Genomic DNA, 23,493 nt, shown 5'->3' with positions numbered 1-23,493 from the left:
GTATAATGAGCCCGAAACAACATACAAACCCATGGGGGAGCTGGATAATGGCCGGCTGAGAGTGTGTGCCGACACACAGACCCTTTCACCTGATCCGGGTAATGCCGGCGTAGGGATTTGGATTGTGATAGACATATCTGTCTGGCTAAACCAACGCCTCCCGGTCAGGGGGCGTTTTTTTTGTTGCGCGCGCTGGCCAAAGCATGAAAACGCTATTACCACCTCCATGGGCACATCAGGGAGCCTGGTGAAAAGAAAAGGAGCGGTTGTTAATGAAGAAACAATGGTGGAAGATCGGACTTACCATTGCTCTCTGCCTGTCCGCCGTGGCTTGCGGCAACCCTGCATCGTCCGGGACGACAGATGGGCAAAACACAGGAAAGAAGATCACCTTGGTCCTTGATTGGACTCCCAACACCAACCACACCGGCCTTTATGTGGCCAAAGAGAAAGGGTATTTCAAACAAGCCGGATTGGATGTGGACATCATCCAACCAGGTGAAAGCGGAGCGGAGCAAATGGTGGCCGGCGGCAAAGCTGATTTCGGCGTGAGCTACCAAGAAGCCGTCACACAAGCCCGCGTGCAAAAGGTACCGATTGTTTCAATCGCCGCAGTGATCCAGCACAATACGTCTGGTTTTGCGTCCCCTGTTTCCAAAAACATCCAAAAACCGAAGGGTTTTGAAGGCAAGACCTACGGCGGATTTGGCTCGCCGGTGGAAAAGCAGATGCTTGCTTCATTGATGCAACGGGAACAGGCCGATGTGAACAAAGTGAATATCATCAACACTGGAAACACGGACTTCTTCACTGCGGTAAAACGAAATGTGGACTTCATGTGGATTTATTATGGATGGACTGGCATCGAAGCGGAGTTGAAGGGCCAAAAACTGAACATGATCTATCTCACTGATTATGCCAAAGAGCTAGATTATTACACTCCTGTCCTGATCACCAACGAGCAGAAGATCAAACAGGACCCCGCGACCGTGAAAGCATTCATGAAAGCAGTCAGCCAAGGATACCAATTTGCGATTAAACAGCCGCAGGAAGCCGCCGACATCCTGAGCCGGGCGGAACCTGACCTCGACCCGAAACTGGTGCATAAGAGCCAAGCCTGGTTAAGCCCGCGCTACCAAGGAGATGCTCCCGCTTGGGGCGTGCAAAAGAAAGAAGTGTGGGCTGGTTACGCCGAATGGATGAAACAACACGGCTTGCTGGAAGGCACGTTTCAACCTGAGCAAGCGTTTACCAATGCCTTTCTACCTGAGGGGGGTAAATGAAAATGGCACAAGCGCTAGTGAGCGTGCAGATTCTGCCGCATACCCCAAATGGGGAGAGCGTCATCCCCTATGTAGACAGAGCGATCGAAATCATTCAGCAAGCAGGGTGCCTTACCGCGTCGGCCCGCTGGAAACGACGATGGAAGGGGAATTGCCTGAGCTGTTGGCGATTATCGAGCGCATGAATGAGGCCATGATCGAAATGGGCTGTCCCAGCGTGTTGCATCAGGTGAAAATCTACTTTAATCCCGCCGGCGCATCGATCCGCGGGTTGACAGGCAAATATGATGAAAAACAGTAAAGCGTTGGCCCCATTCGGCATGATTTTGTTGTTGTTAGCCGGATGGGAACTAACCGTGCGCACCAAACAGGTGGAAGCGTGGCTGTTGCCAGCGCCCTCCGCTGTATATGAGGCTTGGACGGCGTCTGTGGATCGGACGCTGGAACACCTTGGGGCGACAGTGGGAATCGCCTTGAGCGGACTGGGCTTTGGTCTTGTGGCTGGACTGCTCCTCGCCACGCTCTTTCATCTGTCACCTTTGTTGCGCGCCATGTTCCAACCGCTGGTGGTATTGTCGCAAAACGTGCCGATGATCGCCTTGGCGCCGCTCTTGATCATGTGGCTTGGCTTTGGCGACATGCCCAAAATCTTGGTGGTAGCGATCGCTTGCTTCTTTCCGATCGCCGTATCTACGATGGACGGGTTCCGACAGACCGACCGCACCCTGCTCATCTACATGGAAATGGCCGGAGCCACACGCTGGCAACGCTTTAGCAAGCTGGAATGGCCTTCCGCCTTGCCTGCCTTTTTCTCCGGCCTAAAACTGGCGGCCACCTACAGCGTGATGGGCGCCGTGATCGCCGAATGGCTGGGAGCCAAAGAAGGGCTCGGCGTTATGATGCAACTCGCCTCCGCATCTTTCCGCACGGACAGGGTCTTTTTGGCGATGTTTTTCATCGCCGGAGTGAGCTTGCTTCTGTACGCCGCCATCTGTCTCATCGAGCGGCTGGTGGTTCGATGGCGCCCGCAAGTGAAGGGAGGGACACCCCGATGAAGCTGGAAGTAACTGGCCTTTCCTTCGCTTATGGACAACGTCCTGTGATCGACGACCTTCATTTTGTTGTGCGTCAAGGGGAGTTCGTCTCATTGATCGGCCCTTCCGGGAGTGGCAAAAGTACGTTATTTTATTTGCTGGGAGGCCTGCACTGCCCGCAAGTGGGAGAAATTCTCCTGGACGGCCAACGGATCAACGGCGAGCGTGGCCACTTGGCATACATGCCACAACAGCCCTCGCTGATGCCGTGGCGCACGATTCTTGATAATGTGCGCTTGGCCCAAGAACTAAGCGGGCACAAGGACCCGACGCAACTCACACATTTGTTGCGGGGGGCTGGATTAGCCGAGGTAGCCGACCGCTATCCGCACGAGCTAAGCGGGGGCATGCAGCAGCGGGTGGCTTTCATCCGGGCGTTGGCAAGCAACCGCGACCTGCTTTGCCTAGACGAACCGTTCGGTTCCTTGGACGCACTCACGCGAACCCGCATGCAAACTTGGCTCTTACGTCTCTTGGAGCATGAGAAGCGCACCATTTTGTTTATCACGCACAGCATTGAGGAAGCGATCCTGCTGTCTGACCGCATTTTGGTGTTAAGTGCGTCGCCGATGAAGGTTATACGGGAAGTGCCGGTGCCTTTCGCACGCGGACAGGCACGTTATGAACGGCGCGGCACGAAGGAATGGTTGGCATTGCAGCGGGAGCTTGAAACGATGTTGCTCGGTTAGGGAAATGAAAAAAGCGGGGAGAATACTGTTTCGCAAGCGAACGCAAAGCATTCTCCCCGCTTTTTTTGATCTCAAACCCCATATCGTAAAGTGAATTATACCGGCAATACAAATCCCCTGCACATCAACGTGCGCAGGGGATTTGTATAGTTAATAGGAAACGCCGGTCCGCTTGTGTGTCCGTTTAAATTCATCGGGTAACGGATCAAAGTACTGCATATCCAGTCTTTTTACAAAGCGGCCATCCGGTGTAATATGCCCTGAACCCCAAGTCGGGTCCATCGTCACCCAACGTCCGTTCAACTTGGCTTCTACCCAGGCATGGCGTTGCCCTCCTGCCTCTCCTTCCACAAAGCGGCTGGGGATGTCTAAGCTTCGTAGCAAAGCGAGAGTCAAGAACACATAATCTTGGCACACTCCTTTGCGGGTGGACAACGATTTAATCGCACTGTCGTTCCAAGAGAACCGGTTATTCCGGAACTTATCCATGTCATAAGTCATATTTTTGGCTACATAGGTGTAGATGGCGCGGGCTTTCGCGCGGTCGGTCACTTTGCCGGCGGTGATCTCTTTGGCCAAATCGACGATCAGCGGATGATCTGATTGAATTCCGCGGCCCGGCAAAAGATCACGTCCATCCATTTGCGCCCGGCTGGTCACGCGAAAGGTCGCCACTGTGAAAAAGCGGAAGTAATCGCGGTTTTGTGAGGTGATCTCCGGCGCGTACAACGTCACTTTGTATTCTCCTGCTCCAAAGCGTAACCAAATCTTGCTGTCAAATTGATAACCTCCCACAGGCAGGAAATAGGTTGCTTTGTCCTTGCCTTTCTGTATGCGGACAATCATGTGCGTCGTTTGTTTGGCAAAAGGTGCAGATTCATCGATGCGGCCCGCGATACGGTAAGTCAGGTCGGCCTGCTCGCCACCCACCAGCGGTGCTGTAAGGTGAATCCCCCGTTCAGCGTAAAGCCTGGTGAAGCGTATGGGTTCCTTCTCCTCCGCCAGCGGGTGATTCACATACAAGGTGGCCCCGTCCAGATAGGTTCCTTTCCGCTTGCTGTCAGGCACCAATATTTTCAGCTGATGAACCCCTTGCCCGTAAGTCAGGGGGATTTGTTCTTCAAACTGCCCTTTTTCCACAGAGACGACCCGGCGCGTTTCCCGTGCCCCCCGCTTCAACTGCACCAATACGGTACGCACGTCGGGACGGATACGCCCTTTTAAGGAGATCGCTTTCCGCTTCTCGCTGTATCCCATGACCGGCTCATCCAGTTTGAGCTTCGCTTTTGCGGCCACGACGCTGTATGACACATCCCGCTCCACATCATCGTTCAGATTTGCGGCGATAAACGAAGCCATCAAATAATAAGTATCTTCCTGTTCCTCACTTGGCAATCTCAGTGTGACCCGATATTCCCCTTTGCCTTGAAACAGGCGAATCTTCTCATTAAACCGTCCCTGCTTGACGGGTGCGTAAACATCCTGTTCATCGGGAAGGTCGGGGTTCCCTCCCTTGCCCAAGTATTTAATGTGAATCCATACGTACGGTTGGGACAGACGTTGATACTGGGTGATTTTTCCCGCCACAGGCAACATCGTGTCCACATGCATCCGATTGTGCGCAGGCTGGTTCAAGGTGGCGTCCATCTTTTTCGCATAAGGATCTAGGGTGATCACCTCGTTACTATGCCGTTTGTTTACATCTTCCAAAAGCTCTTGAAGCGTCGGCTCCTTCAACGCGGACGACACCCATTTGTCAGGGGCGAATCCCCCCTCCTCATACGCGGCCATGCCAATGACGCAAACTGTCAGCAGTGCGCAACAGGTCACTATCCATCTCATGTTCATCGCTCTCCGGCCTTTCCGTCATTCTTTTCGGTCAAGCTCTTCGAACAAACGCGTTTTTTTACTTCTCATCACATATTTAAAACAACTCAGAAAAGATTATTTGCGAACCATCCCTTTTCCCCCCACCGCGACGGTTGCCGAATCGATGCCTTCCACGGGTTGGTTCAACTTGTAAACTTTATGGTTAATCACATCGCTGATCGTCTGGATGTCCAATTCATCCCGCATCTGGTTGACCAGAGACTGATACAAGTTGGAAAATTGAATCGCCACTTCTCTTGTCTCCAAACATTTCGGGTTAAACAAAATCCCTCCTGTCTGTGAAACGGAGAAGAGGCTCTGGATTTTGGACAGCGTCGCCAAAATGTCTTCTGGCAGAATCCACATCGATTTGCGACGAAAGGTGCGCAACCGAAAGTGCGACTCAATGATCTGCGAGCGATACTCTTGCTTCTTGAGAAAAAAGTAAGCAAGCAATGCCTGATTGAGATCATGCATGATGGTGCTCAATTCCTTGTACAACTCCAATCGCTCCTGCATCAAGAGTTGCGTTTTGGGCCCCAACTTCAACGCTTCCGAAGTGAGCACCGTATTCACTACTATGGTACCGCAAAACAATAATGTCGAAAACAGGCTGGAGATGATCGCCGCATCGACTTCCGGGCTGAAATTGAGCTTCCATGATAATCCCACCAGCCCCAGCAACAACAAGACAAGCCCCACGCTGATGTATATCCACTTCTTGCGCAATCTCTTCTGCATGGTTTCTCCTCCGTCAAATGAAACGGGGCATGAAGACCCGCCTCACGCCCCGTTCATCTCGTTACTTCGGCAAATGGGCTAAGAATGTCTCTTCGTCCCAGACCGTGATCCCCAACTTATTCGCCTTATCCAATTTGGAGCCTGCCTTCTCGCCTGCGATAAGCAGGTCAGTTTTCTTGCTCACACTGCCAGTCACATGGGCGCCTAACGACTCCAGCAATTCGGATGCTTCCTTGCGCGACATGCGCTCCAACGTGCCGGTGATGACAACGGTCTTGCCCGCAAATGGGCTCTCCATCGCCCCATCCCCAGCTCGGACAGGTGCAGGGCCAGTATAATGCATATTGACGCCCGCTTCCGCCAAGCGACGCAGCGTCTCGCGCACTTCCGGCTTCTTCATGTAAGTGGTAATGCTAGCCGCCATCTTCGGACCGATCTCTTCCAATTGGGTCAACTCTTCCTCCGTCGCCGAAAGCAACGCTTCCATGGAGCCGTAATGTTGCGCCAAGATCTTGGCGCCCTTGGCCCCCACAAAGCGAATGCCCAAGCCAAACAACAGCCGCTCCAGCGAGTTAGACTTGCTCGCCTCGATGGCGCGCAGGAGATTGGCCACCGATTTTTCGCCCATGCGCTCCAAACGCAACAGATCTTCGCTTTTCAGATAGTATAGATCAGCCACACTGCGCACTAACCCCCGCTCAAACAGTTGGGTCACCACTTTTTCGCCCAGACCCTCGATGTTCATCGCGCCGCGCGACACAAAATGAATGATCCCTTCCCGTGTTTGCGCCGGGCATGCGGGATTGATACAGCGCAGGGCCACTTCCCCCTCTAGGCGGACCAGCCGGCTCTCGCATTCCGGGCAGTGCGTCGGCATGGTAAAGGGCCGTTCGTCCCCTGTCCGCTTGTCGGTGAGGACGGCCACCACTTCCGGAATGATGTCGCCCGCTTTTTTCACTATCACATGGTCTCCCAACATCAAACCCTTTTCCCGAATCATGTCTTCATTATGCAACGAAGCCCGTTTGACCGTCGTTCCCGCCAGCGAAACCGGTTGTAGCACCGCGGTGGGCGTGACGACGCCGGTGCGCCCCACATTCAGCTCGATCTCCTCCAGCCGGGTGACTGCCTCTTCGGCGGGGAATTTGTAGGCAATCGCCCAGCGCGGACTTTTGGCAGTGAAGCCCATTTCTTCCCGCAGCGCTAAATCGTCCACCTTGATCACGATGCCATCGATATCATACGCCAGGTCAGGACGGCGCTCCTGCCATTCTTGCACGTACTGGAGCATCTCTTCGACACCTTCTACCGTCCGCCGTTCGGGGTTCACTTTAAATCCGAGTTCGGACAGGAATGCCAATGCTTCGGTATGGGTCGTGAAAGAGAGTCCCTCGTTCTGCCCAATCCCATATAAGAAGATGTCCAACGTCCGTTCTGCGGCCAGCTTGGGGTCCAATTGCCGCAGGGAACCAGCGGCGGCATTGCGCGGATTGGCAAACAAGGCTTCCCCACGCTCCTCCCGCACGCTATTCAGACGCGCAAACGCGGCCCGCGGCATGTACGCTTCCCCGCGCACTTCTAAGCTGACCGGCTGGCGCAACTTAAGCGGCAACGAACGGATCGTTTTCAGGTTTTGCGTGATATCCTCCCCCACCGTTCCATCCCCGCGAGTAGCGCCGAGCACAAACCGGCCATCCTCGTATCGCAGGGAGACGGCCAAACCGTCGATTTTCAACTCGCATACATACCGCACCGGCTTGTCTCCGGCCGCCTTTCGCACCCGCTCATCAAATTCCCGCAAGTCTTGTTCGTTGAAGGCGTTACCCAGACTGAGCATCGGAGAAAGGTGCTCCACCTTCTCAAAATGAGGCAAGATTTCCCCACCTACACGCTGGGTCGGCGAATCAGGGGTGGAAAGCTCCGGAAACTCACGCTCTAACTCAATCAACTCCCGTAGCAATTGATCGTATTCCGCGTCAGATATGGTCGGTTGGTCCAACACATGATACCGGTAATTGTGTTCATTCAGTATGTCGTGTAACGCTTGTACGCGTGCTTGGGCTTGTTCCAAATTCAATCCGTTTCATCCTCCTAAACTTAAGGACTGCATGTGAGTGGGTAAACGCAGGCCGCATGACACCCTACGCTTTTTTGATCGGGGCGTACTTGGCCAACAGTTTTTTCACGCCGATCGGCGCCGGAAAAGCGATGTTCAATTCCAAGTCCTCGCCTTCCCCTTGCACTTTTACCACTGTACCTAGGCCCCACTTGGCGTGTTCGGCTTTATCTCCCACCCGCCAATCGGCCACCACATTGGGGGTCGGCCGCACGACTCTGCGTGGGGTGGCGTTGCTGGCCGATTGTCTGCTACCAACTTCTTCCACCAACTCCACCGGAATCTCCTTCAAAAAACGAGAAGGTAAGTAGGAGGTGGTTTGTCCATAGATGGTTCGCGTCCGGGCACGCGTCAGATGTAACACTTTCTCCGCGCGCGTGATGCCCACATAGGCAAGCCGGCGTTCTTCTTCCATCTCGTCTTCGTCATCCAGCGAGCGCATGTGTGGGAAGATCCCCTCTTCCATACCTACCAAAAAGACGGTAGGAAATTCCAACCCCTTGGCACTGTGCAAGGTCATCAGCACCACTGAATCCCCCTTGTCCGCCTCTTCCTGCTCGTCTCCCAATGCATCCAAATCGGAGATGAGTGCCAAATCGGTCAAAAAGGCAACCAGCGACTTATCTTCATTGTGCTTCTCAAATTCTTGGGCCACCGACAGGAACTCGTCGATGTTCTCCAACCGGCTAGCGGCCTCCAAGCTGTTTTCCCGTTTCAATTCCTCGCGATAACCGCTACGCTTCAAGACCTCTTCCGTGATCTCCACCGCCGACAAGTACTCGATCATGGCGTGCAGGTGGCGCACCAAGTCCACAAATTCGCTGAGCGGCTTCAATGTGCGTTGCGTCAGGCCGATTTCCTCCATCTCCAACAAAGCACCAAACAGCGACAATCCGTGCTCGCGGGCATATCCGGCAATCTTGTCCAACGTCGCTACGCCGATGCCGCGCTTGGGCACATTGATGATCCGGGTCAAGCTCAGATCGTCATGCGGATTGACGATGAGGCGTAGATAAGCTAGCACGTCTTTGATCTCTTTGCGCTCATAGAATTTGATTCCACCGACAATCGAATAGGGGATGTTCGCCTTCATCATCACTTCCTCCAACACCCGCGACTGGGCGTTGGTGCGATATAGAACGGCGAAGTTTTTATAAGGTTGCCCTTCTTTGCGGCCCTGTAAGATATGCTCAGCCACATAGTGCGCTTCCTCATGCTCCGTCCCCGCCTCAAACAGGTGGAGCATTTCCCCCTCGTCATTGTCCGTCCACAACTCTTTCGGCTTGCGCTCGGTGTTGTGGGCAATGACATGGTTAGCGGCGGCCAAGATCTTTTTGGTTGAGCGGTAGTTTTGTTCCAATTTGATCACGGTCGCTTGGGGATAATCGCGTTCAAAATTGAGGATATTGCTGATATCCGCACCGCGGAACCGATAAATGGACTGGTCCGAATCGCCCACGACGCAAAGGTTTTGGTGTTTTTCGGCCAGCATCTTGGTGAGGATGTACTGCACATGGTTGGTGTCTTGGTATTCATCAACATGGATGAATTGAAACTTCCGCTGGTAATAATCTTTTACCTCAGGTTGGGTTCGCAACAACTTCACCGTGACCATCAACAAGTCATCAAAATCGAGCGATTCGTTGGTGCGCAGTTTGTCTTGATATTTCTCGTACACGTCAGCCGCTACTTCATCCATAAACGTCTGGGCATGCGCCTTCATTTCGCCCGGTTCGCGCAACATATTTTTGGCATGGCTGATCTTACCCAGCAAAGTGCGCGGCTCAAACTTCTTGGGATCAAGGTTTTGCTCTTTTAACACCTGTTTGATCACCGTCAACTGGTCTGATGTGTCCAGGATGGTGAAATTGCGGGAATAACCCAGCCTGTCGATGTCTCTGCGCAACATGCGGACGCACATGGAGTGAAACGTGGAGATCCAGATTTCTTCTGCCATCGGGCCTACCAACTGGCCGATGCGCTCCTTCATCTCCCGCGCCGCTTTATTCGTAAATGTGATCGCCAACACATTCCAGGGATGAATCCCTTTCTCCGCTAACAAATACGCCACGCGATGTGTCAGCACGCGGGTCTTGCCGCTGCCCGCACCCGCAATGATCTGAACCGGCCCGTCGGTTGTTTCCACGGCCTGCTTCTGCATCGGATTCAGCCCCTGCAGAAGTTCTTCACCGGTTTTTAACACGCTGATCACCCTTTCTATCCGTCTCTTTCACCCACTTGACCGTCTTAGCCGCCCGTTCTGCATGGGTGTAGATCAAATTGCCGACGACGACGGTGTCGGCAAGCTCAGCCGCTGCGACGGTTTGCTCCTTTGTGGTGATGCCACCGCCGTAAAAGATACGGCTTTTCCTACATACACGTTGTGCAGCATCCACCAACGCCATATCGCCAAATCGTCCGCTGTATTCGATGTACAGCACCGGCCAGCAAAACAAATGTTCGACCAAACGCGCATACGCGACCATTTGCTCCTCCGTGCAAGCCGTCTCCGCCTGCGTGAGGCGCGCCACTTTGGCCTCTGGATTTAGCACCGTATACCCCAATAACAGCACTTTGTCCCACGGGATCAGGTCTCCGTATTTGCGCAAGGCATCCACATGCGCACCGTGAATCCAGCGCGCTTCCTTCGTATTGATAACGGTGGGAATCAAATATCCGTCAAATCCCGGCACCACCGCATTGATCTCCGAAACCTCTTGCACACACAAAACTCCATATTCACGGACACGATGGAGCAAATCCCTTGTGTTTTTAAACGTAATCCCATCCGTCCCGCCGACGATAATCGCATCCGTCCCCGCATTGCACACCAACTTGAGGGCCAGATCGGAAATCGTCCGGTTCGGGTCTAATTTAAACACATGCCGCCACCTGGCGGCCTGCTCTTTCAATATCGTCATCTCTCATCTCGCCCCCAAACCTACAAGCATTATTATACACTGGGTATTGTGGCAAAAGAAAACCCCGCCTATATGAATAAGCGGGGACTATTTGGTGACAAAGGGCCGGAACCGATTTTTGCGCTTGCCTCCCGCGGTCACGTCGGCGAAAAAGGCTGTTGCCACAATCGCTCTTCGGGTTACCGGCCTTCTTACCTGCCGTCAGGCTTTGTCGCCCTCATCTTTATACAGGCGATCCAAAGCGAGCTTATACCCATCCGTGCCGTAATGAAGACACCGTTTGACGCGGGAGATCGTAGCCGTGCTCGCTCCCGTCTCCGTCTCAATCTGGTTGTAGGTGTAACCCTCTTCCAACATGCGCGCCACTTCCAAGCGTTGCGCAAGGGATTTGATCTCATTCACGGTGCAGAGATCTTCGAAAAATCGATAGCAATCTTCCATATTCTCTAGTTGAAGTACTGCATTGAACAATTGCTCGACTTCTTTTTTATTCAACTTGTTGAGTTGCATCCTTTTTCCTCCTCATGGCGAGGGCTTATAGCTTTTACTCTTTAAAGTAACACATTCTTTCATGTGTGAAAAGATTTTTGTCCTATTCCCTTTCAACCAAATGCCCTGATCCCTCCGCATGCTGAGCTTACCCCGCGCGGGTGGGATCAGTTGGCGAAAGCCCCATTATTCATAAGAGTAAGCGCTTTCTGTCTGTGTCCATTTACAGTATACAAGAACTACTTGTTTTTGGCACGTCTTTTGCGATCATCCCCGACGCCTCTTATCTGCTCGACGTCGGCGGCGGAAAAATTATTCGCATGCGAAAGATGCGCACCGAGATGCACAATTGGTACAATGGAGGAAAGAGTTTCCACTGACGAAACGAGGTGATTGTCTGTGTATCAAAGTTGAAACATGAGAGCTGGAAGAGTTCAAGTAATCCACTGCGTCAGCTAAGACGGGAAGCAGCAGGCGCTCATCAGTGTGGGGCGGCCGGGCTTCGCCGGTTTCGGCATAAATAAATCAAATCAACCTTTCATCCTTCCTCAACCCATTTTTTACAATGGCCACCTAATATAAAATATAGGGAATTTTTGCTTCCAATGGCGATGAAAGGCTTGTACCGCCTCGTCCAACACCTTCACGACCAAAGGGGCAACATCCAGCTCCTCGCTCCCGACGCCAATGAAGGCGAGTATGTCGTCAATCAAGTCACTCTTTCGCGAGTTTTCCTTTTTTTCTGTACCCTGATTGCTAGATTGCGATCTTTCACCCTTTTCGATGAAAAGAGTACCGTTGACGGATGCCTGAGAGGGGGCGCCATCCGCGCATCGGACGGGGTGTCGCCGGGTTGATGGAACCATGTTTGAAAAGAACGGCTCAACTTGCAAGGGAGGCAGAAACATGAACATCGGAGTTATCGGATTAGGCTATGTCGGATTGGTGACTGCGGTTTGCTTAGCCACTCAAGGGCACCGCGTCATCGGCGTGGATGTCGCGCAAGCCACCATCGACCAGTTGCAAAACGGAAAACCGCCCATTTACGAAACAGGGCTTGCGGAGCTGTTGCGCCAAGCGCAGTCCGGCAGCGTGATCCGCTTCACGACGGATATCGCGCATGCCATCAAAGAATCAACCGTCCTATTTGTGACGGTGGAAACGTCCTCCCTGCCAGACGGCTCGCCCGACCTCAGCCAAGTGTGGGAAATATGCGACCAGCTAGCCATTTACGGGCAAGCGGGGCAGCTGGTGATCATCAAAAGCACCGTTCCGGTCGGGACAACCGATGCCTTCGCCGAACGGCTATCCAATAACCATCACATCCAATTTCTCGATGTGGTCCACAATCCAGATTTTTTGCAGCAAGGGCGGGCGGTGGACGATTTCCTTTCCCCCGACCGCATCGTTGTCGGCTACGAAAACGAATCAACCATTCCTTTGATCAACGAACTGTATCATTTCAATCAAACGCCCATTCAATTTTGCCGGCGTACCAGCGCTGAACTTATCAATTATGCGGCCAACGCTTTTTTGGCGATGAAGATTTCCTATATCAACATGTTTAGCCAACTCTGCGAGACGTTTGGCGCAGATGTCGCTGATATCGCGCAAAGCATTGGCAACGATCCCCACATCGCCCCGCATTTTCTCAAAGCAGGTATCGGCTATGGCGGTTCATGCATCGCGAAAGACATCCACACACTGATCCAGACGGCCCGGGCGGAGGGAGTCCCCTTGCCGCTATTGGAAGCGGCTGACCGAGTCAACGCTTGGCAAATGACGCGCTTCGTGGAAAGAATCGAACAACGGCTGGACACGCTAGCTGATAAACGCATCGCCTTGTTCGGACTCTCCTGCAAACCGGGAACCGACGATATCCGAGAAGCCCCCTCCCTTCGGTTCACCGAGATCGCCTTGGCCAAGGGGGCCCGCATCGTTGCGCACGACCCATTGGTGAAGGCGTTCCCTTATCCTCAAGTGGAGCTATTTTCTGATCCATACACCTGCATGCAAGGGGCAGATGCCATCGTCATTCTGACGGACTGGCCCGATTTCCGCGCAATTAATTGGAAACGTATGTGTGAATTGCCCAACGAACCGCTCCTATTTGATGGATGCAACCTATTCTCCATCCAAGAAATCAAGATGTTAGCCGGCTCTTGCCCGTTGGAGTACCATTCCATCGGTCGCCCCTGTGTGAAGACATTTGAATCCGAGAAACAGGTAAGGTAGAATGAGAAACGTATTGCGAAGAGAGGAGAGTTTCACATGGCGATCAAAGGCCGTATCGAACTGGAAAACGGGGGCCAAATCCTGATTGACTTTTTCCCCGAAGCTGCACCCATCACCGTGAAGAACTTCCAAAAATTAGCGAATGAAGGGTTTTACAACGGACTCACCTTCCACCGAGTCATCCCCGGCTTCGTCAGCCAAGGCGGTTGCCCCCATGGCATCGGCACGGGAGATGCAGGATACACCATTCCTTGCGAAACGAAAAACAACCCGCACCGCCATGTGCCAGGTGCGCTATCCATGGCCCATCGCGGCCCAGACACAGGTTCCTGCCAATTCTTCATCGTGCATGAGCCCCAGCCGCATTTGGATGGGGTCCACACGGTGTTTGGTCAAGTGACGTCCGGCATGGAATTCGTGACCAGCATGAAACAAGGCGAAAAAATGAAAACCGTAGAAGTATGGGAAGAATAAACCCAACAAAAAGACTGCTACCCTGATGAAGGTTAGCAGTCTATTTCAATTCTTTAGCTGAAAAATCACTAAACACTCGCCTCTTCTTTCCGTCTGCATTTATAAATGCGGGCAATGCCGTCGGCGATGCACTTGGCGTACTCTTCTATAAATGATTCATGGGATAACAGGTGATTGTCTTCTTCATGGGTGATAAATAATGATTTGACTGCAATCGCCGGCATCTTCACTTGTCTTAGCTCCAACATCTGTCCGTCAATCCACTCCGTGTCGTTCTTCTTTCCTAAATCCGCCACCCCGTGCTTGCGCATGAATAAGGCGATTTGATTATGCAGCCAACATTGGATTCGGCGCGTTTCGCATCCGGCGACCACGCTGACATAGGAAGCGAAGCCCGATGCTTTCGGATCAAGGGAAGCGTTGGTATGGATACTTAAAAATAAATCCGCACCGCACTGATTGGCCCACTGAATGCGCTCCTCTGTACTAGTCGTGACATCCATCGAGCGCGTCATCGTCACCTGAAGGCCGTCATAGCGAAGCAGTTGCCTGCGGATATGGCGGGCGATGTTTAAGCACACCTCTTTTTCCGATAACTTATTCCCAACCGCTCCGTAATCCGCACCACCGTGTCCCGGATCTAAGCAAACTAACACCACAATGTCACCTCACGACTCACCATTCTCCACTCCTCGTCGTCTTATCCATTAGTTCCCGTCTTACACTATACCAAAACACCATTCCCCGCCCAAACTTTTTCTTTTTCGTCGAGCGGACCGATTCGGAAATGAAGGAAGGCGACATTCCACTTGGAACATCGCCTTAGAAACCCGTCGCGTCAAAAACAGTCTTGAATCACCAATTGATCGAGCGGCAACCGGTTGGTCGGACGAGCCGGAGCTTCGGCTTTGCCCACAGATATCAACATAACAGGTACATACCGTGCGGGAATGTTAAACTCCTCGATCAGCGCCTGCCGGTTGAAACCGCCCATGGGGCAAGTGTCATACCCCTTCGCTTTCGCTGCCAACATCAGTTGCATAGCCGACAACGACGCATTCATTATCGCTTCATCGCGCGCAAATTGCGGGTTGTTGGTATACGCGCCATCGATTTGCGAAATCATGGTGTCGTGGATTTGTTGGGTGATGTGCCCTTCTTTCAACGCTTCGCCATAGATCTGATGCCCCGTTTTATTCGCTTCCAAATCCCCCAGCACCGCTACCGTGACGCAAGCGTCAACCACTTGCTCTTGGTTGTACGCGATAGGTAACAATTTTTGCTTTTGCTCAGGCGAAGAGATGACGAGATACCGCCAATGCTGCAGGTTCCAGGATGAAGGTGCTTTGGCCGCCAGTGTGAGGATTTCCTCCAGATCCGCTTGCGGCATTTCCACTCCTGCTTGGTACTTGCGCACACTGCCGCGGGCTAGCATCACTTCGATGGCCGACGCCGCTGTCGATTGTGTCATGAGCGATTTCCACCTTTCCTAAAAAATAACTCGTTGAACTCATTTTACTATATTATAGTAACTAAGTATACAAAAATAATAAATACCTCGGAAACAAAAAAATTCTCATTCACATACTGTCCACTCAGGTCATGAGCGAGGCTCCCTCACCAACAGCGCACAGCACTCCACATGGCCCGTTTGTGGAAACATGTCTACTGGTTGCACTTCCTGCACCCGATATCCCAATTCCAGGAGCAACTTGGCGTCCCGGGCCAGGGTCGCGGAGTTGCAGGAAACATAAACCAACCGCTCCGGACGCATATCGGCCACCGTCTGAAGTAACACAGGGTCACACCCTTTGCGCGGTGGATCAACAATGACTACATCTGGTTTGATCCCTTCCTCCAACCATTTGGGCATCACTAGCTCAGCGGCCCCGACGGCGAAATGAGCGTGGGTGATCCCGTTCAATCGGGCGTTGGCTTTGGCGTCGCGAATCGCCTCAGGCACGATTTCCACTCCGTACACCCGTTTGGCGTGTTTAGCCAAGTACAGGGCGATGGTGCCGATGCCACAATAAGCGTCGATGACGGTCTCGTTTCCGGTCAAGGCTGCATAACGCAAAACTTGATCGTACAGCACTTTGGTCTGGCTGGTGTTCACTTGGTAGAAGGAATGGGGAGAGATGGCGAATTTCACATCGCCAATGGTATCGTGAATCACTTCTTTTCCCCACAATCGCTTGTTTTTGGGGCCCAAGATCACATTCGTCCGTTTGCTATTGATGTTTTGAACCAATGATGTCAGCTGTGGGAACGCCGCCACCAGCCGTTTAACCAACTCCTTGCGCTTAGGAAGGGATTCTCCGTTTGTGACTAGCACAATCATCATTTCTCCGGTGTTGGAACCGATTCGCACCATGACATGGCGCAGCACCCCCGTATGCTTCTGCTCGTTATAGATGGGGATGCCCAACTCCTCGGCCTGCGCCCTGACTAGGCTGATGGCCGCATCATTTAATTCGTGCTGGATCACGCATGATTCCATGTCAATGATGTCATGAGACCCCGGCGCATAAAAGCCGGCGACCACTTTCCCCTGCCGCCGCCCGAACGGCACTTGCGCTTTATTGCGATAACGCCACGGATCACTCATTCCCAACACCGGATGGATCAGCACATCATCCATCCCGCCGATCCGCTTGAAATGGTCAGCCACCTGTTGCCGTTTGTGCTTCAACTGCGCTTCATAGGAAAGGTGCTGGGACTGGCAGCCACCGCATGCCTCATAGACGGGGCAAATCGGTTCGGTCCGGTCGGGATGGGCTTGCACCAGCTCCAACAGCTTGCCGCGCGCGTAATTTTTTTTGACGGACTCGATCCGCACCCGCACAGTTTCGCCGGGCACAGTCAAAGGGACAAAAACGGCGAATCCCTCATATTTGCCCACACCCGCTCCATCATGGGCCTGTCCCGTCACCTCTAACTCAATCAATTGTCCTGGCTGCACAACCAACAGTCATTCCTCCATTAGCTATCATAATCTCCTATGCTGTTCCGCCCACTACAAGGCTCGATGGGGCGGGCGGCTTCTATCCATTCATGAAAAAAACGTCCACCGCTGTATGATGAACGCTAAGGGCAAAAAATCTCGAGACGGTGCGGCACAATCTCAAATCTTCCCACCAATTCGCCGCCATGTTCCCCATCCAAATTCAGCTTCAATGTTTCAGGCGTATCTACGTCGATTTGTTCCGTCTGGAAATAAACCACCCGCGAATCATGCACATGCTCCCCCTTCATGGCCAATGTGGCCAATTGCAGGAGATCGGCCATGTTGGTTTTGGGCACCACCAATACATCAAACAGACCATCACTGATATCGGCCGTGGGCGCCAACCGTTCAAAACCGCCTACCGACACGCTGTTGGCAATAATAAAGAGCAGGACTTCCGCTTCCCACTCACCGCGCGGTGTCTGCAAACGCAACGGAAATGGCTTATGCAAGGTTCCCAGCTTCTCAATCGCTTTCGCATAATAAGCGAAAGGGCCCATCATGGTCTTCAGGCGGCTGGGCGCTTCATAAGTCACTTCGGTGATTCTTCCCGCAGCGGCCACGTTGATGAAATAACGCTCACCGAATTTGCCCACATCAACCAAGGTGGTTCGGCTCCCAGTGATGACATCGCATGCCGCCAGAATGTCCCGTGGCAACCGCAACGCCCGCGCCAAATCGTTGGTTGTTCCCGCTGGCAAGATGCCCAATTTGGGTGGATGCTCACATCCGGCCAAGCCATTGACCACTTCATGAATCGTCCCGTCCCCTCCCGCAGCGATCACGACATCAAACTGGCGTTCCGCCGCCTGGCGCGCTTCCTCCGCTGCCGTCCAACGTTCGGTCGTTGCATAGCAAGAGGTTTCAAACCCGGCTTGTTCCAATTTGGTCAGCAGCTGTGGCAATTGCTTGACGACCAATTCCCGACCCGCAGTTGGATTATAAATCAGGCGAGCGCGTTTCATTTCACTGCCACCCCCCTGTATACTTTCACGGATGCATCCATTATGACTTTAGTTTACCCAACTTCCGCCCCGACTTCACATTCAGATCGAACAATCCTGTGTCGATTTCCCCCGCTGAACTGCTAGCTCCCCGTTCCATGAGCGCAAAAAAGCCTTTTCCCGTAGCCGGATAGCCGGGAAAAGGCCGGTACACCAGTTTCAATCAGTGTGGCAAGTAAACCAATTGGAACAAAAACAGCACAGCAAACACATAAACCAGTGGATGAACCTGCTTGCTTTCTCCTTTGCACAGCTTCATCAACGGATAGGAGACAAAGCCCAGCGCGATGCCAGTAGCAATGCTGGAGGTCAGCGGCATGCTCAGAATCACCAGAAAAGCAGGAAACGCTTCATCAATGCGGTCCCACTTGATATGAGCCACATGCCCCATCATCAGTGAGCCGACCACGATCAGCGCAGGTGCGGTGATCGCCGACATCCCTGACACGGCGCCGATCAACGGGCTGAAGAAAGCGGACACCGCAAACAGCAGAGCCACCACAACCGCCGTCAATCCCGTCCGTCCTCCTGTCGCTACACCCGATGCCGATTCAATGTAAGCGGAAGTTGGACTCGTTCCAAAAATCGAACCGATGAGAGTTGCCAGCGAATCGGCCAGGATGGTCCGCTCCCCGCGCGGCAGGTGATCCCCATCCATCAGCTTCGCTTGTTTAGCCACTCCCAACACGGTGCCGGTGGTGTCAAACAGCGTCACCAGCAAAAAGGAAAATACGACTGCGTACAAGCCGAAATCAATCACATCTTGCACAGCGGTGACCGGATTGGAGACCGCCAACTGTTCGGGAAAGCGAGGCAAGGCCACAATTCCTTTGTCAAATGACAATTTCCCCATCAAGGCAGCGATAATCCCCGTGCCCAGCATCCCGATGAACAGGGCGCCATTGATGTTTAGTGCTAGGCAGACCAAGGTAATCGCCAAACCGACCAAGGTGAGGATCACCGAAGGGGAGTGCAGATCGCCAAGTGCAACCAAGTTGCTCGGATGATCTACCACCAACCCTGACATGCGCAATCCGATGAACGCGATGAACAAACCGATTCCGGCGGTGATGGCGCTTTTCAAATTGCCGGGAATCACTTCAATCAGTTTGGTTCGCAGAGGAGTCAAGGAGAGCAGAACAAACAACACTCCCGCGACAAAAACGGCGGCAAACGCTGCCTCATACCCCAATCCCTTGTGCCCCTGCACCACAGAATAGGCAAAATAAGCATTCAACCCCATCGCCGGCGCAATCGCAATCGGATAATTGGCGAACAATCCCATGATCAGGGTGCCGACAATCGTTGCGATCACGGTGGCCATAAAGCTCATTTCAAACGGAACACCAGCATCTTTCAAAATGATCGGGTTGACCACAATAATATATGACATCGTGAAAAACGTCGTCAGACCGGCGACGATTTCATTTCGTACAGTCGAGCCAGCTTTTTTGATATTAAACATGAATGAGTTCCTCCGAAACACGAATATTAAACATCACAACAACAATATTATTCGTTTTTTAGTCTTTTTTCAATGGGTGATTTTTCTATCTGCGCTAACCCGGTCAATAACAGGATGCATCCTCACCTCCCAAACCATGCAAAAAAACAGCACCTCTCCCCAGTTGATAGGGAAAGGTGCTGTTTTCGCTTTCGTTCTTTTGCTGATTATTTATCCAGCCATTGGGTGTGAAACACGCCTTCTCTGTCCACCCGCTGGTAGGTGTGCGCCCCAAAATAATCCCGTTGCGCTTGCAACAAGTTGGCAGGCAACTGCTCAGAGCGGTAGCTGTCATAATAGCTCAGTGCGCTGGCAAACGCCGGTACCGGGATGCCGTTGAGCACCGCTGCGGCAACCACTTCACGCCATGCTTCTTGATATTCTTCCACAATGCCTTTGAAATAGGGGTCCAAGAGCAGGTTGGTCAAGCCGGGGTCGCGGTCATACGCCTCCTTAATGTTTTGCAGGAAACGAGCACGGATGATACAACCGCCCCGGAAGATCATCGCGATTTCACCCGGCTTCAAATCCCAACCGAACTCGTCGGACGCCGCTTTCATCTGTGCAAATCCCTGTGCGTAAGAACAGATTTTGCTTGCATAAAGGGCTTTTCTGATCGATTCCACAAACGCTTTGCGGTCTTGGATCACAGTGCAGCCTGGTTTCGGCCCAGAGAGCAACTTGCTCGCTTTGATCCGCTCTTCTTTCATCGCTGACAAAAAGCGTGCATACACCGATTCGGTGATGATGGTCAAAGGCACACCCAAGTCCAGCGAACTTTGGCTGGTCCATTTGCCCGTCCCTTTTTGGCCAGCGGTGTCCAAAATCTTTTCCACCAACGGCTCGCCGGTCTCTTCGTCCACTTTGGCGAAAATGTCAGCAGTAATTTCGATCAGGTAGCTGTCCAATTCGCCTTGATTCCACTCGGCGAACACTTCATGCAGTTCCTGGGCGTCCATGTTCAACAGGTGTTTCATCAAAAAGTACGCTTCGCAGATCAACTGCATGTCCCCATACTCAATGCCGTTGTGAACCATTTTCACATAATGGCCGGCTCCGTCCGGACCGATATATGTACAGCAGGGCTCCCCATTCACTTTGGCGGAGATGGCCGTCAGAATCGGCTCCACCAACTGATAAGCTTCACGCTGTCCGCCTGGCATGATCGCCGGCCCTTTCAACGCCCCTTCTTCGCCGCCGGATACACCCGCGCCGATAAAGTGAATGCCCGCTTCAGACAGCTCTTGGTTGCGGCGAACCGTATCCTGATAGAACGTGTTTCCACCGTCGATGACGATGTCCCCCGGTTCTAGATACTTTTTCAACTGGGCGATCATATCATCCGTCGGCTTGCCCGCTTTCACCATCAACAGAACCCGTCGCGGCCGTTCCAACGAATCGATGAACTCTTGCATCGTGTAAGTGCCGACCAGCTTCCGGCCCGCATGCTCTTCCAGCATTTGCTTTGTTCTTTCCGGCGACCGGTTGAACAGGGACACGGTATACCCTCTGCTCTCAATATTCAAGGCCAAGTTTTTGCCCATGACTGCTAGGCCGATTACGCCAATATCACTTTTCGCCATCAGGCTCCACCCTTTCTTCTCATCACATTGGCCTCATCGGTGTCAATCCACCGTGAGGCTTTACAAATCAAACATCGGAATGTCCCATGCAAACGCCCGTTCCACAAACCAAGCCAGCCCGCACAAGGCGATCACGACCGTCAAGCCGCGTGCCACAAGGACAAATGGCTTGTACCGCCAGGCATAAGTCAGCAGGGGCCACACCAAAGCGACTAGGACGACTTGTCCCACTTCTATCCCAATGTTAAACGAAAACAATGCCGTCAACAAATGGTTTTTCGGCAACTGGATATCCGCCAAGGACCCCGCGAATCCCAAACCGTGAATCAATCCAAAATAAAACGTTAGCACCCAGCGCTTCACCCACGGTTTCCCTTGGGCTAGCCAAACATTTTCCAACGCCACGAACAAGATGCTGAGGGCGATCAACGCTTCCACCCACTTAGATGGAACAGCCAAAATGTTCATCATCGCCAAGAACAATGTGATGGAATGCGCGATGGTGAAGGAAGTGACCACCTTAAGCATCTCCCGCCAATGATCGCGCACCAGTAGAAGCGCCAGCAGAAAAGCCAAGTGGTCAAATCCAAACCATATGTGCTCCACACCCAACTGGAAGAATTCTTGCGCGGCTACCCACCAAGACAGGGCCGTTCCGGCATGAACCGTCAACTCCCTGACACTCTCGCTGAAGACAAATGTGCTCTTCGTCCCATTCTCCGAGAGGGTCAACACATTTTGGTGCTGTTTACCCGCCACGTCAAAAAAAAGATCGTCCACAAAGGATAGCTTGCCCAATTTTTGATTGGATGAATAAACCAACTTCAGTTCCACGTGCGCATGGTTCTGCCAATCCGCCGCCACTAAACGCACCTGCATCGGCCGATCTTCATTGCTGATCTTGAAAGACTGACGGATCATGCGCTCCAGTTTGGATTTGGTTTCAGGTGACAACGGTTCATTTTGTTGCAATCGAATCCCATCGACCCGCGCCAATAAGGCCGCTTCCACCAACATCTCCACGGTAAGGGATGTCTCTTGCAACGAGACTTTCGTCGACACAATGGTCAACGGATGGGCGGACGTTTGATGTACAGGCAATAACAACAATAAGGCCAGGACGACGATCAACCACCTGCGCCACCCGTTCCGCATCGGCATCACTCCTTGTCAAACATACTCACGATTATATCATGTTTGAACGAAGTTATTTGCCCAACTTGCGGAAATGTTCATTTGCCCATGCACTTCGGGCCGCTACTCGCTTTTTACGCATCCTCAGTTTGTTGTCCTTTTGCTTTGAAACTATTAGAGAGTAGCATAGTCTGAAGCCCCCCTTATGGTAAAGGGGGGCTTGTCGGTTTCACTGCCCATATTTGTCTGCCCATGCTTCCCGCACCACAGCCTCGATCCAGTGCGGAATCAAAGGGCTGGGCAAATAAGCTTGCCCCGTGTACACCACCTCGGCGCCGCTGAGCCGCTTTGGCAACTTGTTCCGAGTAAACGTTCCCTCGCTCAAAAAGAGGGGCACGACCAACACCCGGTACCTTGTTGACAACGCTAAAAGCTGCTGTCGTACATTATCTGGCAACAAGGTGGCACAGGCAACAGCCGCAAATCCCAACTTGGCTTGCAATTGCCGAGCCAAGCTCTCCATCATCGACTGCCACCGTTCCTGAAATCCAATCTGGTCACTCCCATGCCCCACCAATAATAACGCTTCTTCTGCTGGCTGGGTAGATAGAGAACCCGCCCGCTCAGCCAGTACCTCCACGATCAACGGATGATCATCCATGGCCGGGCACAAGCGAACAACCAGATCGCCCGGCACCGCCTGCTGAATCATTACCTTGTGGAATTCGCCCCCCACGCCGAGCAGGTGACGGATCTCTTCTATGTGGGTGCTTCCAGAAGAAACGAACAATGGCACCGCGGCAAGGTCAGTAACCCCTAGCTGTTTCAGCGCCGCGATTCCCTGCACTACCGACCGTCCAGGCACATACTCCAAAAAACTGGTCGCCAGCGGGGCATCTACTGCCGCTTGTGACACAGCACGGTCAACCAGGTGCACCCAATCTTTGTTTTTTGAACCATGCGCGATCACCAGCACACCGCGTTTACCCATCCAGCCTCACCCCTGTGTTTCCATCTGCCCGTTTATGCCCGTTCTCGATAGATGCGGCGGTACGATTGCAGGCAGAGAAAAGCGAAAAACATGCTAACCATCCCGCTCAATATACTTTCAGACACCAGCAAAAGATTCACCAACCCGTCGGCCACCAGCAACCAAATTGTGATCAAATACACATTACGGGAAAACGGCTTACCCCTCAGCTCATAGAAAGTGACATAAAAATAAAGTGCTACCAAAAACGAATGGACGGCAAAGACGGGCAATTGAGCGACAAACAGTTGATAAAGCCCTCCGCCGAGAAACAAGACAGCGATGATCAGGTAAAAGCCCAGCATCTCTGTCGCCCCCTT

General features: G+C 52.7%; 20 protein-coding genes, 1 pseudogene and 1 riboswitch. Of the genes and pseudogenes, 6 read left to right on the top strand and 15 right to left on the bottom strand.

Annotation, left to right across the window (positions count from 1 at the left end; translation table 11 throughout):
* The first annotated feature begins 23 nt into the window (after window positions 1-23).
* Window positions 24-133, top strand: a riboswitch (TPP riboswitch).
* A gap of 139 nt (window positions 134-272) precedes the next feature.
* From QQZ12_RS10530 to QQZ12_RS10515, 4 genes and pseudogenes are all read left to right on the top strand, one after another.
* Complete coding sequence (locus QQZ12_RS10530) at window positions 273-1,283, top strand: ABC transporter substrate-binding protein (protein ID WP_102993286.1); 1,011 nt, start codon at window positions 273-275, stop codon at window positions 1,281-1,283.
* A gap of 2 nt (window positions 1,284-1,285) precedes the next feature.
* A pseudogene (locus QQZ12_RS10525) lies at window positions 1,286-1,584 on the top strand (thiamine-binding protein).
* The gene (locus QQZ12_RS10520; RefSeq protein ID WP_102993287.1) at window positions 1,568-2,338 is read left to right on the top strand and encodes an ABC transporter permease; all 771 of its coding nucleotides are present in this window, start codon (window positions 1,568-1,570) and stop codon (window positions 2,336-2,338) included. Before QQZ12_RS10525 ends, QQZ12_RS10520 begins: the two are co-directional and overlap by 17 nt.
* Window positions 2,335-3,066 carry an ABC transporter ATP-binding protein gene (locus QQZ12_RS10515; protein WP_284724395.1) on the top strand — a complete coding sequence of 244 codons (732 nt, stop codon included), beginning with the start codon at window positions 2,335-2,337 and terminating at the stop codon, window positions 3,064-3,066. Before QQZ12_RS10520 ends, QQZ12_RS10515 begins: the two co-directional genes overlap by 4 nt.
* 150 nt (window positions 3,067-3,216) lie before the next feature.
* On the opposite strand, the gene QQZ12_RS10510 is transcribed toward QQZ12_RS10515, so the two are convergent.
* The 6 genes from QQZ12_RS10510 to QQZ12_RS10485 all read right to left on the bottom strand — a co-directional run bounded on the left by QQZ12_RS10510 (window position 3,217) and on the right by QQZ12_RS10485 (window position 11,223).
* On the bottom strand, window positions 3,217-4,908 hold the full coding sequence (locus tag QQZ12_RS10510) for a transglutaminase domain-containing protein (RefSeq protein ID WP_284724394.1): 1,692 nt from the start codon (window positions 4,906-4,908) through the stop codon (window positions 3,217-3,219).
* A gap of 102 nt (window positions 4,909-5,010) precedes the next feature.
* Window positions 5,011-5,676, bottom strand: a complete 666-nt coding sequence (locus tag QQZ12_RS10505; protein WP_106342268.1) for a hypothetical protein — start codon at window positions 5,674-5,676, stop codon at window positions 5,011-5,013.
* Window positions 5,677-5,737: 61 nt separating this feature from the next.
* Window positions 5,738-7,753, bottom strand: coding sequence for an NAD-dependent DNA ligase LigA (gene ligA / locus QQZ12_RS10500; RefSeq protein ID WP_102993291.1), 2,016 nt, complete (start codon window positions 7,751-7,753; stop codon window positions 5,738-5,740).
* A 64-nt stretch (window positions 7,754-7,817) separates the two neighbouring features.
* Window positions 7,818-9,995, bottom strand: coding sequence for a DNA helicase PcrA (pcrA, locus tag QQZ12_RS10495; protein ID WP_284724393.1), 2,178 nt, complete (start codon window positions 9,993-9,995; stop codon window positions 7,818-7,820).
* Window positions 9,979-10,713: a heptaprenylglyceryl phosphate synthase gene (gene pcrB, locus QQZ12_RS10490; protein WP_102993292.1), complete on the bottom strand. Its 735-nt coding sequence runs from the start codon at window positions 10,711-10,713 to the stop codon at window positions 9,979-9,981. Before pcrB ends, pcrA begins: the two co-directional genes overlap by 17 nt.
* 201 nt (window positions 10,714-10,914) lie before the next feature.
* Window positions 10,915-11,223, bottom strand: coding sequence for a YerC/YecD family TrpR-related protein (locus QQZ12_RS10485; protein ID WP_102993293.1), 309 nt, complete (start codon window positions 11,221-11,223; stop codon window positions 10,915-10,917).
* 885 nt (window positions 11,224-12,108) lie between these two features.
* On the opposite strand from QQZ12_RS10485, the gene QQZ12_RS10480 reads away from it, so the two are divergent.
* A complete protein-coding gene (locus QQZ12_RS10480) occupies window positions 12,109-13,437 on the top strand; it encodes a UDP-glucose dehydrogenase family protein (RefSeq protein ID WP_284724392.1) in 1,329 nt (442 codons plus the stop codon).
* A 36-nt stretch (window positions 13,438-13,473) separates the two neighbouring features.
* A complete protein-coding gene (locus QQZ12_RS10475) occupies window positions 13,474-13,911 on the top strand; it encodes a peptidylprolyl isomerase (protein ID WP_102993296.1) in 438 nt (145 codons plus the stop codon).
* 68 nt (window positions 13,912-13,979) lie between these two features.
* On the opposite strand, the gene QQZ12_RS10470 is transcribed toward QQZ12_RS10475, so the two are convergent.
* The 9 genes from QQZ12_RS10470 to QQZ12_RS10430 form a co-directional block, all read right to left on the bottom strand.
* Complete coding sequence (locus QQZ12_RS10470) at window positions 13,980-14,567, bottom strand: N-acetylmuramoyl-L-alanine amidase family protein (protein ID WP_154987647.1); 588 nt, start codon at window positions 14,565-14,567, stop codon at window positions 13,980-13,982.
* 182 nt (window positions 14,568-14,749) lie between these two features.
* A complete protein-coding gene (locus tag QQZ12_RS10465; protein WP_102993298.1) occupies window positions 14,750-15,382 on the bottom strand; it encodes a nitroreductase family protein in 633 nt (210 codons plus the stop codon).
* Between the two features lie 129 nt (window positions 15,383-15,511).
* Window positions 15,512-16,879: a 23S rRNA (uracil(1939)-C(5))-methyltransferase RlmD gene (rlmD, locus tag QQZ12_RS10460; RefSeq protein ID WP_431606307.1), complete on the bottom strand. Its 1,368-nt coding sequence runs from the start codon at window positions 16,877-16,879 to the stop codon at window positions 15,512-15,514.
* A gap of 119 nt (window positions 16,880-16,998) precedes the next feature.
* Window positions 16,999-17,883 carry a diacylglycerol kinase gene (locus QQZ12_RS10455; RefSeq protein ID WP_102993300.1) on the bottom strand — a complete coding sequence of 295 codons (885 nt, stop codon included), beginning with the start codon at window positions 17,881-17,883 and terminating at the stop codon, window positions 16,999-17,001.
* A 202-nt stretch (window positions 17,884-18,085) separates the two neighbouring features.
* Entirely contained in the window at window positions 18,086-19,387 is a 1,302-nt protein-coding gene (locus QQZ12_RS10450) for an NCS2 family permease (protein ID WP_102993301.1), read from the bottom strand.
* A gap of 206 nt (window positions 19,388-19,593) precedes the next feature.
* Window positions 19,594-21,009: an NADP-dependent phosphogluconate dehydrogenase gene (gene gndA, locus QQZ12_RS10445; RefSeq protein WP_102993302.1), complete on the bottom strand. Its 1,416-nt coding sequence runs from the start codon at window positions 21,007-21,009 to the stop codon at window positions 19,594-19,596.
* A 60-nt stretch (window positions 21,010-21,069) separates the two neighbouring features.
* The gene (locus QQZ12_RS10440; protein ID WP_189318891.1) at window positions 21,070-22,164 is read right to left on the bottom strand and encodes a HupE/UreJ family protein; all 1,095 of its coding nucleotides are present in this window, start codon (window positions 22,162-22,164) and stop codon (window positions 21,070-21,072) included.
* 208 nt (window positions 22,165-22,372) lie between these two features.
* Window positions 22,373-23,134 carry a sirohydrochlorin chelatase gene (locus tag QQZ12_RS10435; protein WP_102993304.1) on the bottom strand — a complete coding sequence of 254 codons (762 nt, stop codon included), beginning with the start codon at window positions 23,132-23,134 and terminating at the stop codon, window positions 22,373-22,375.
* 32 nt (window positions 23,135-23,166) lie between these two features.
* Window positions 23,167-23,478, bottom strand: a complete 312-nt coding sequence (locus QQZ12_RS10430; protein WP_102993305.1) for a hypothetical protein — start codon at window positions 23,476-23,478, stop codon at window positions 23,167-23,169.
* Window positions 23,479-23,493 lie beyond the last annotated feature (15 nt).

Source organism: Laceyella tengchongensis (assembly GCF_900182735.1).
Taxonomy (GTDB): domain Bacteria; phylum Bacillota; class Bacilli; order Thermoactinomycetales; family Thermoactinomycetaceae; genus Laceyella; species Laceyella tengchongensis.
This window is presented reverse-complemented; position numbering and strand designations above follow the sequence as displayed.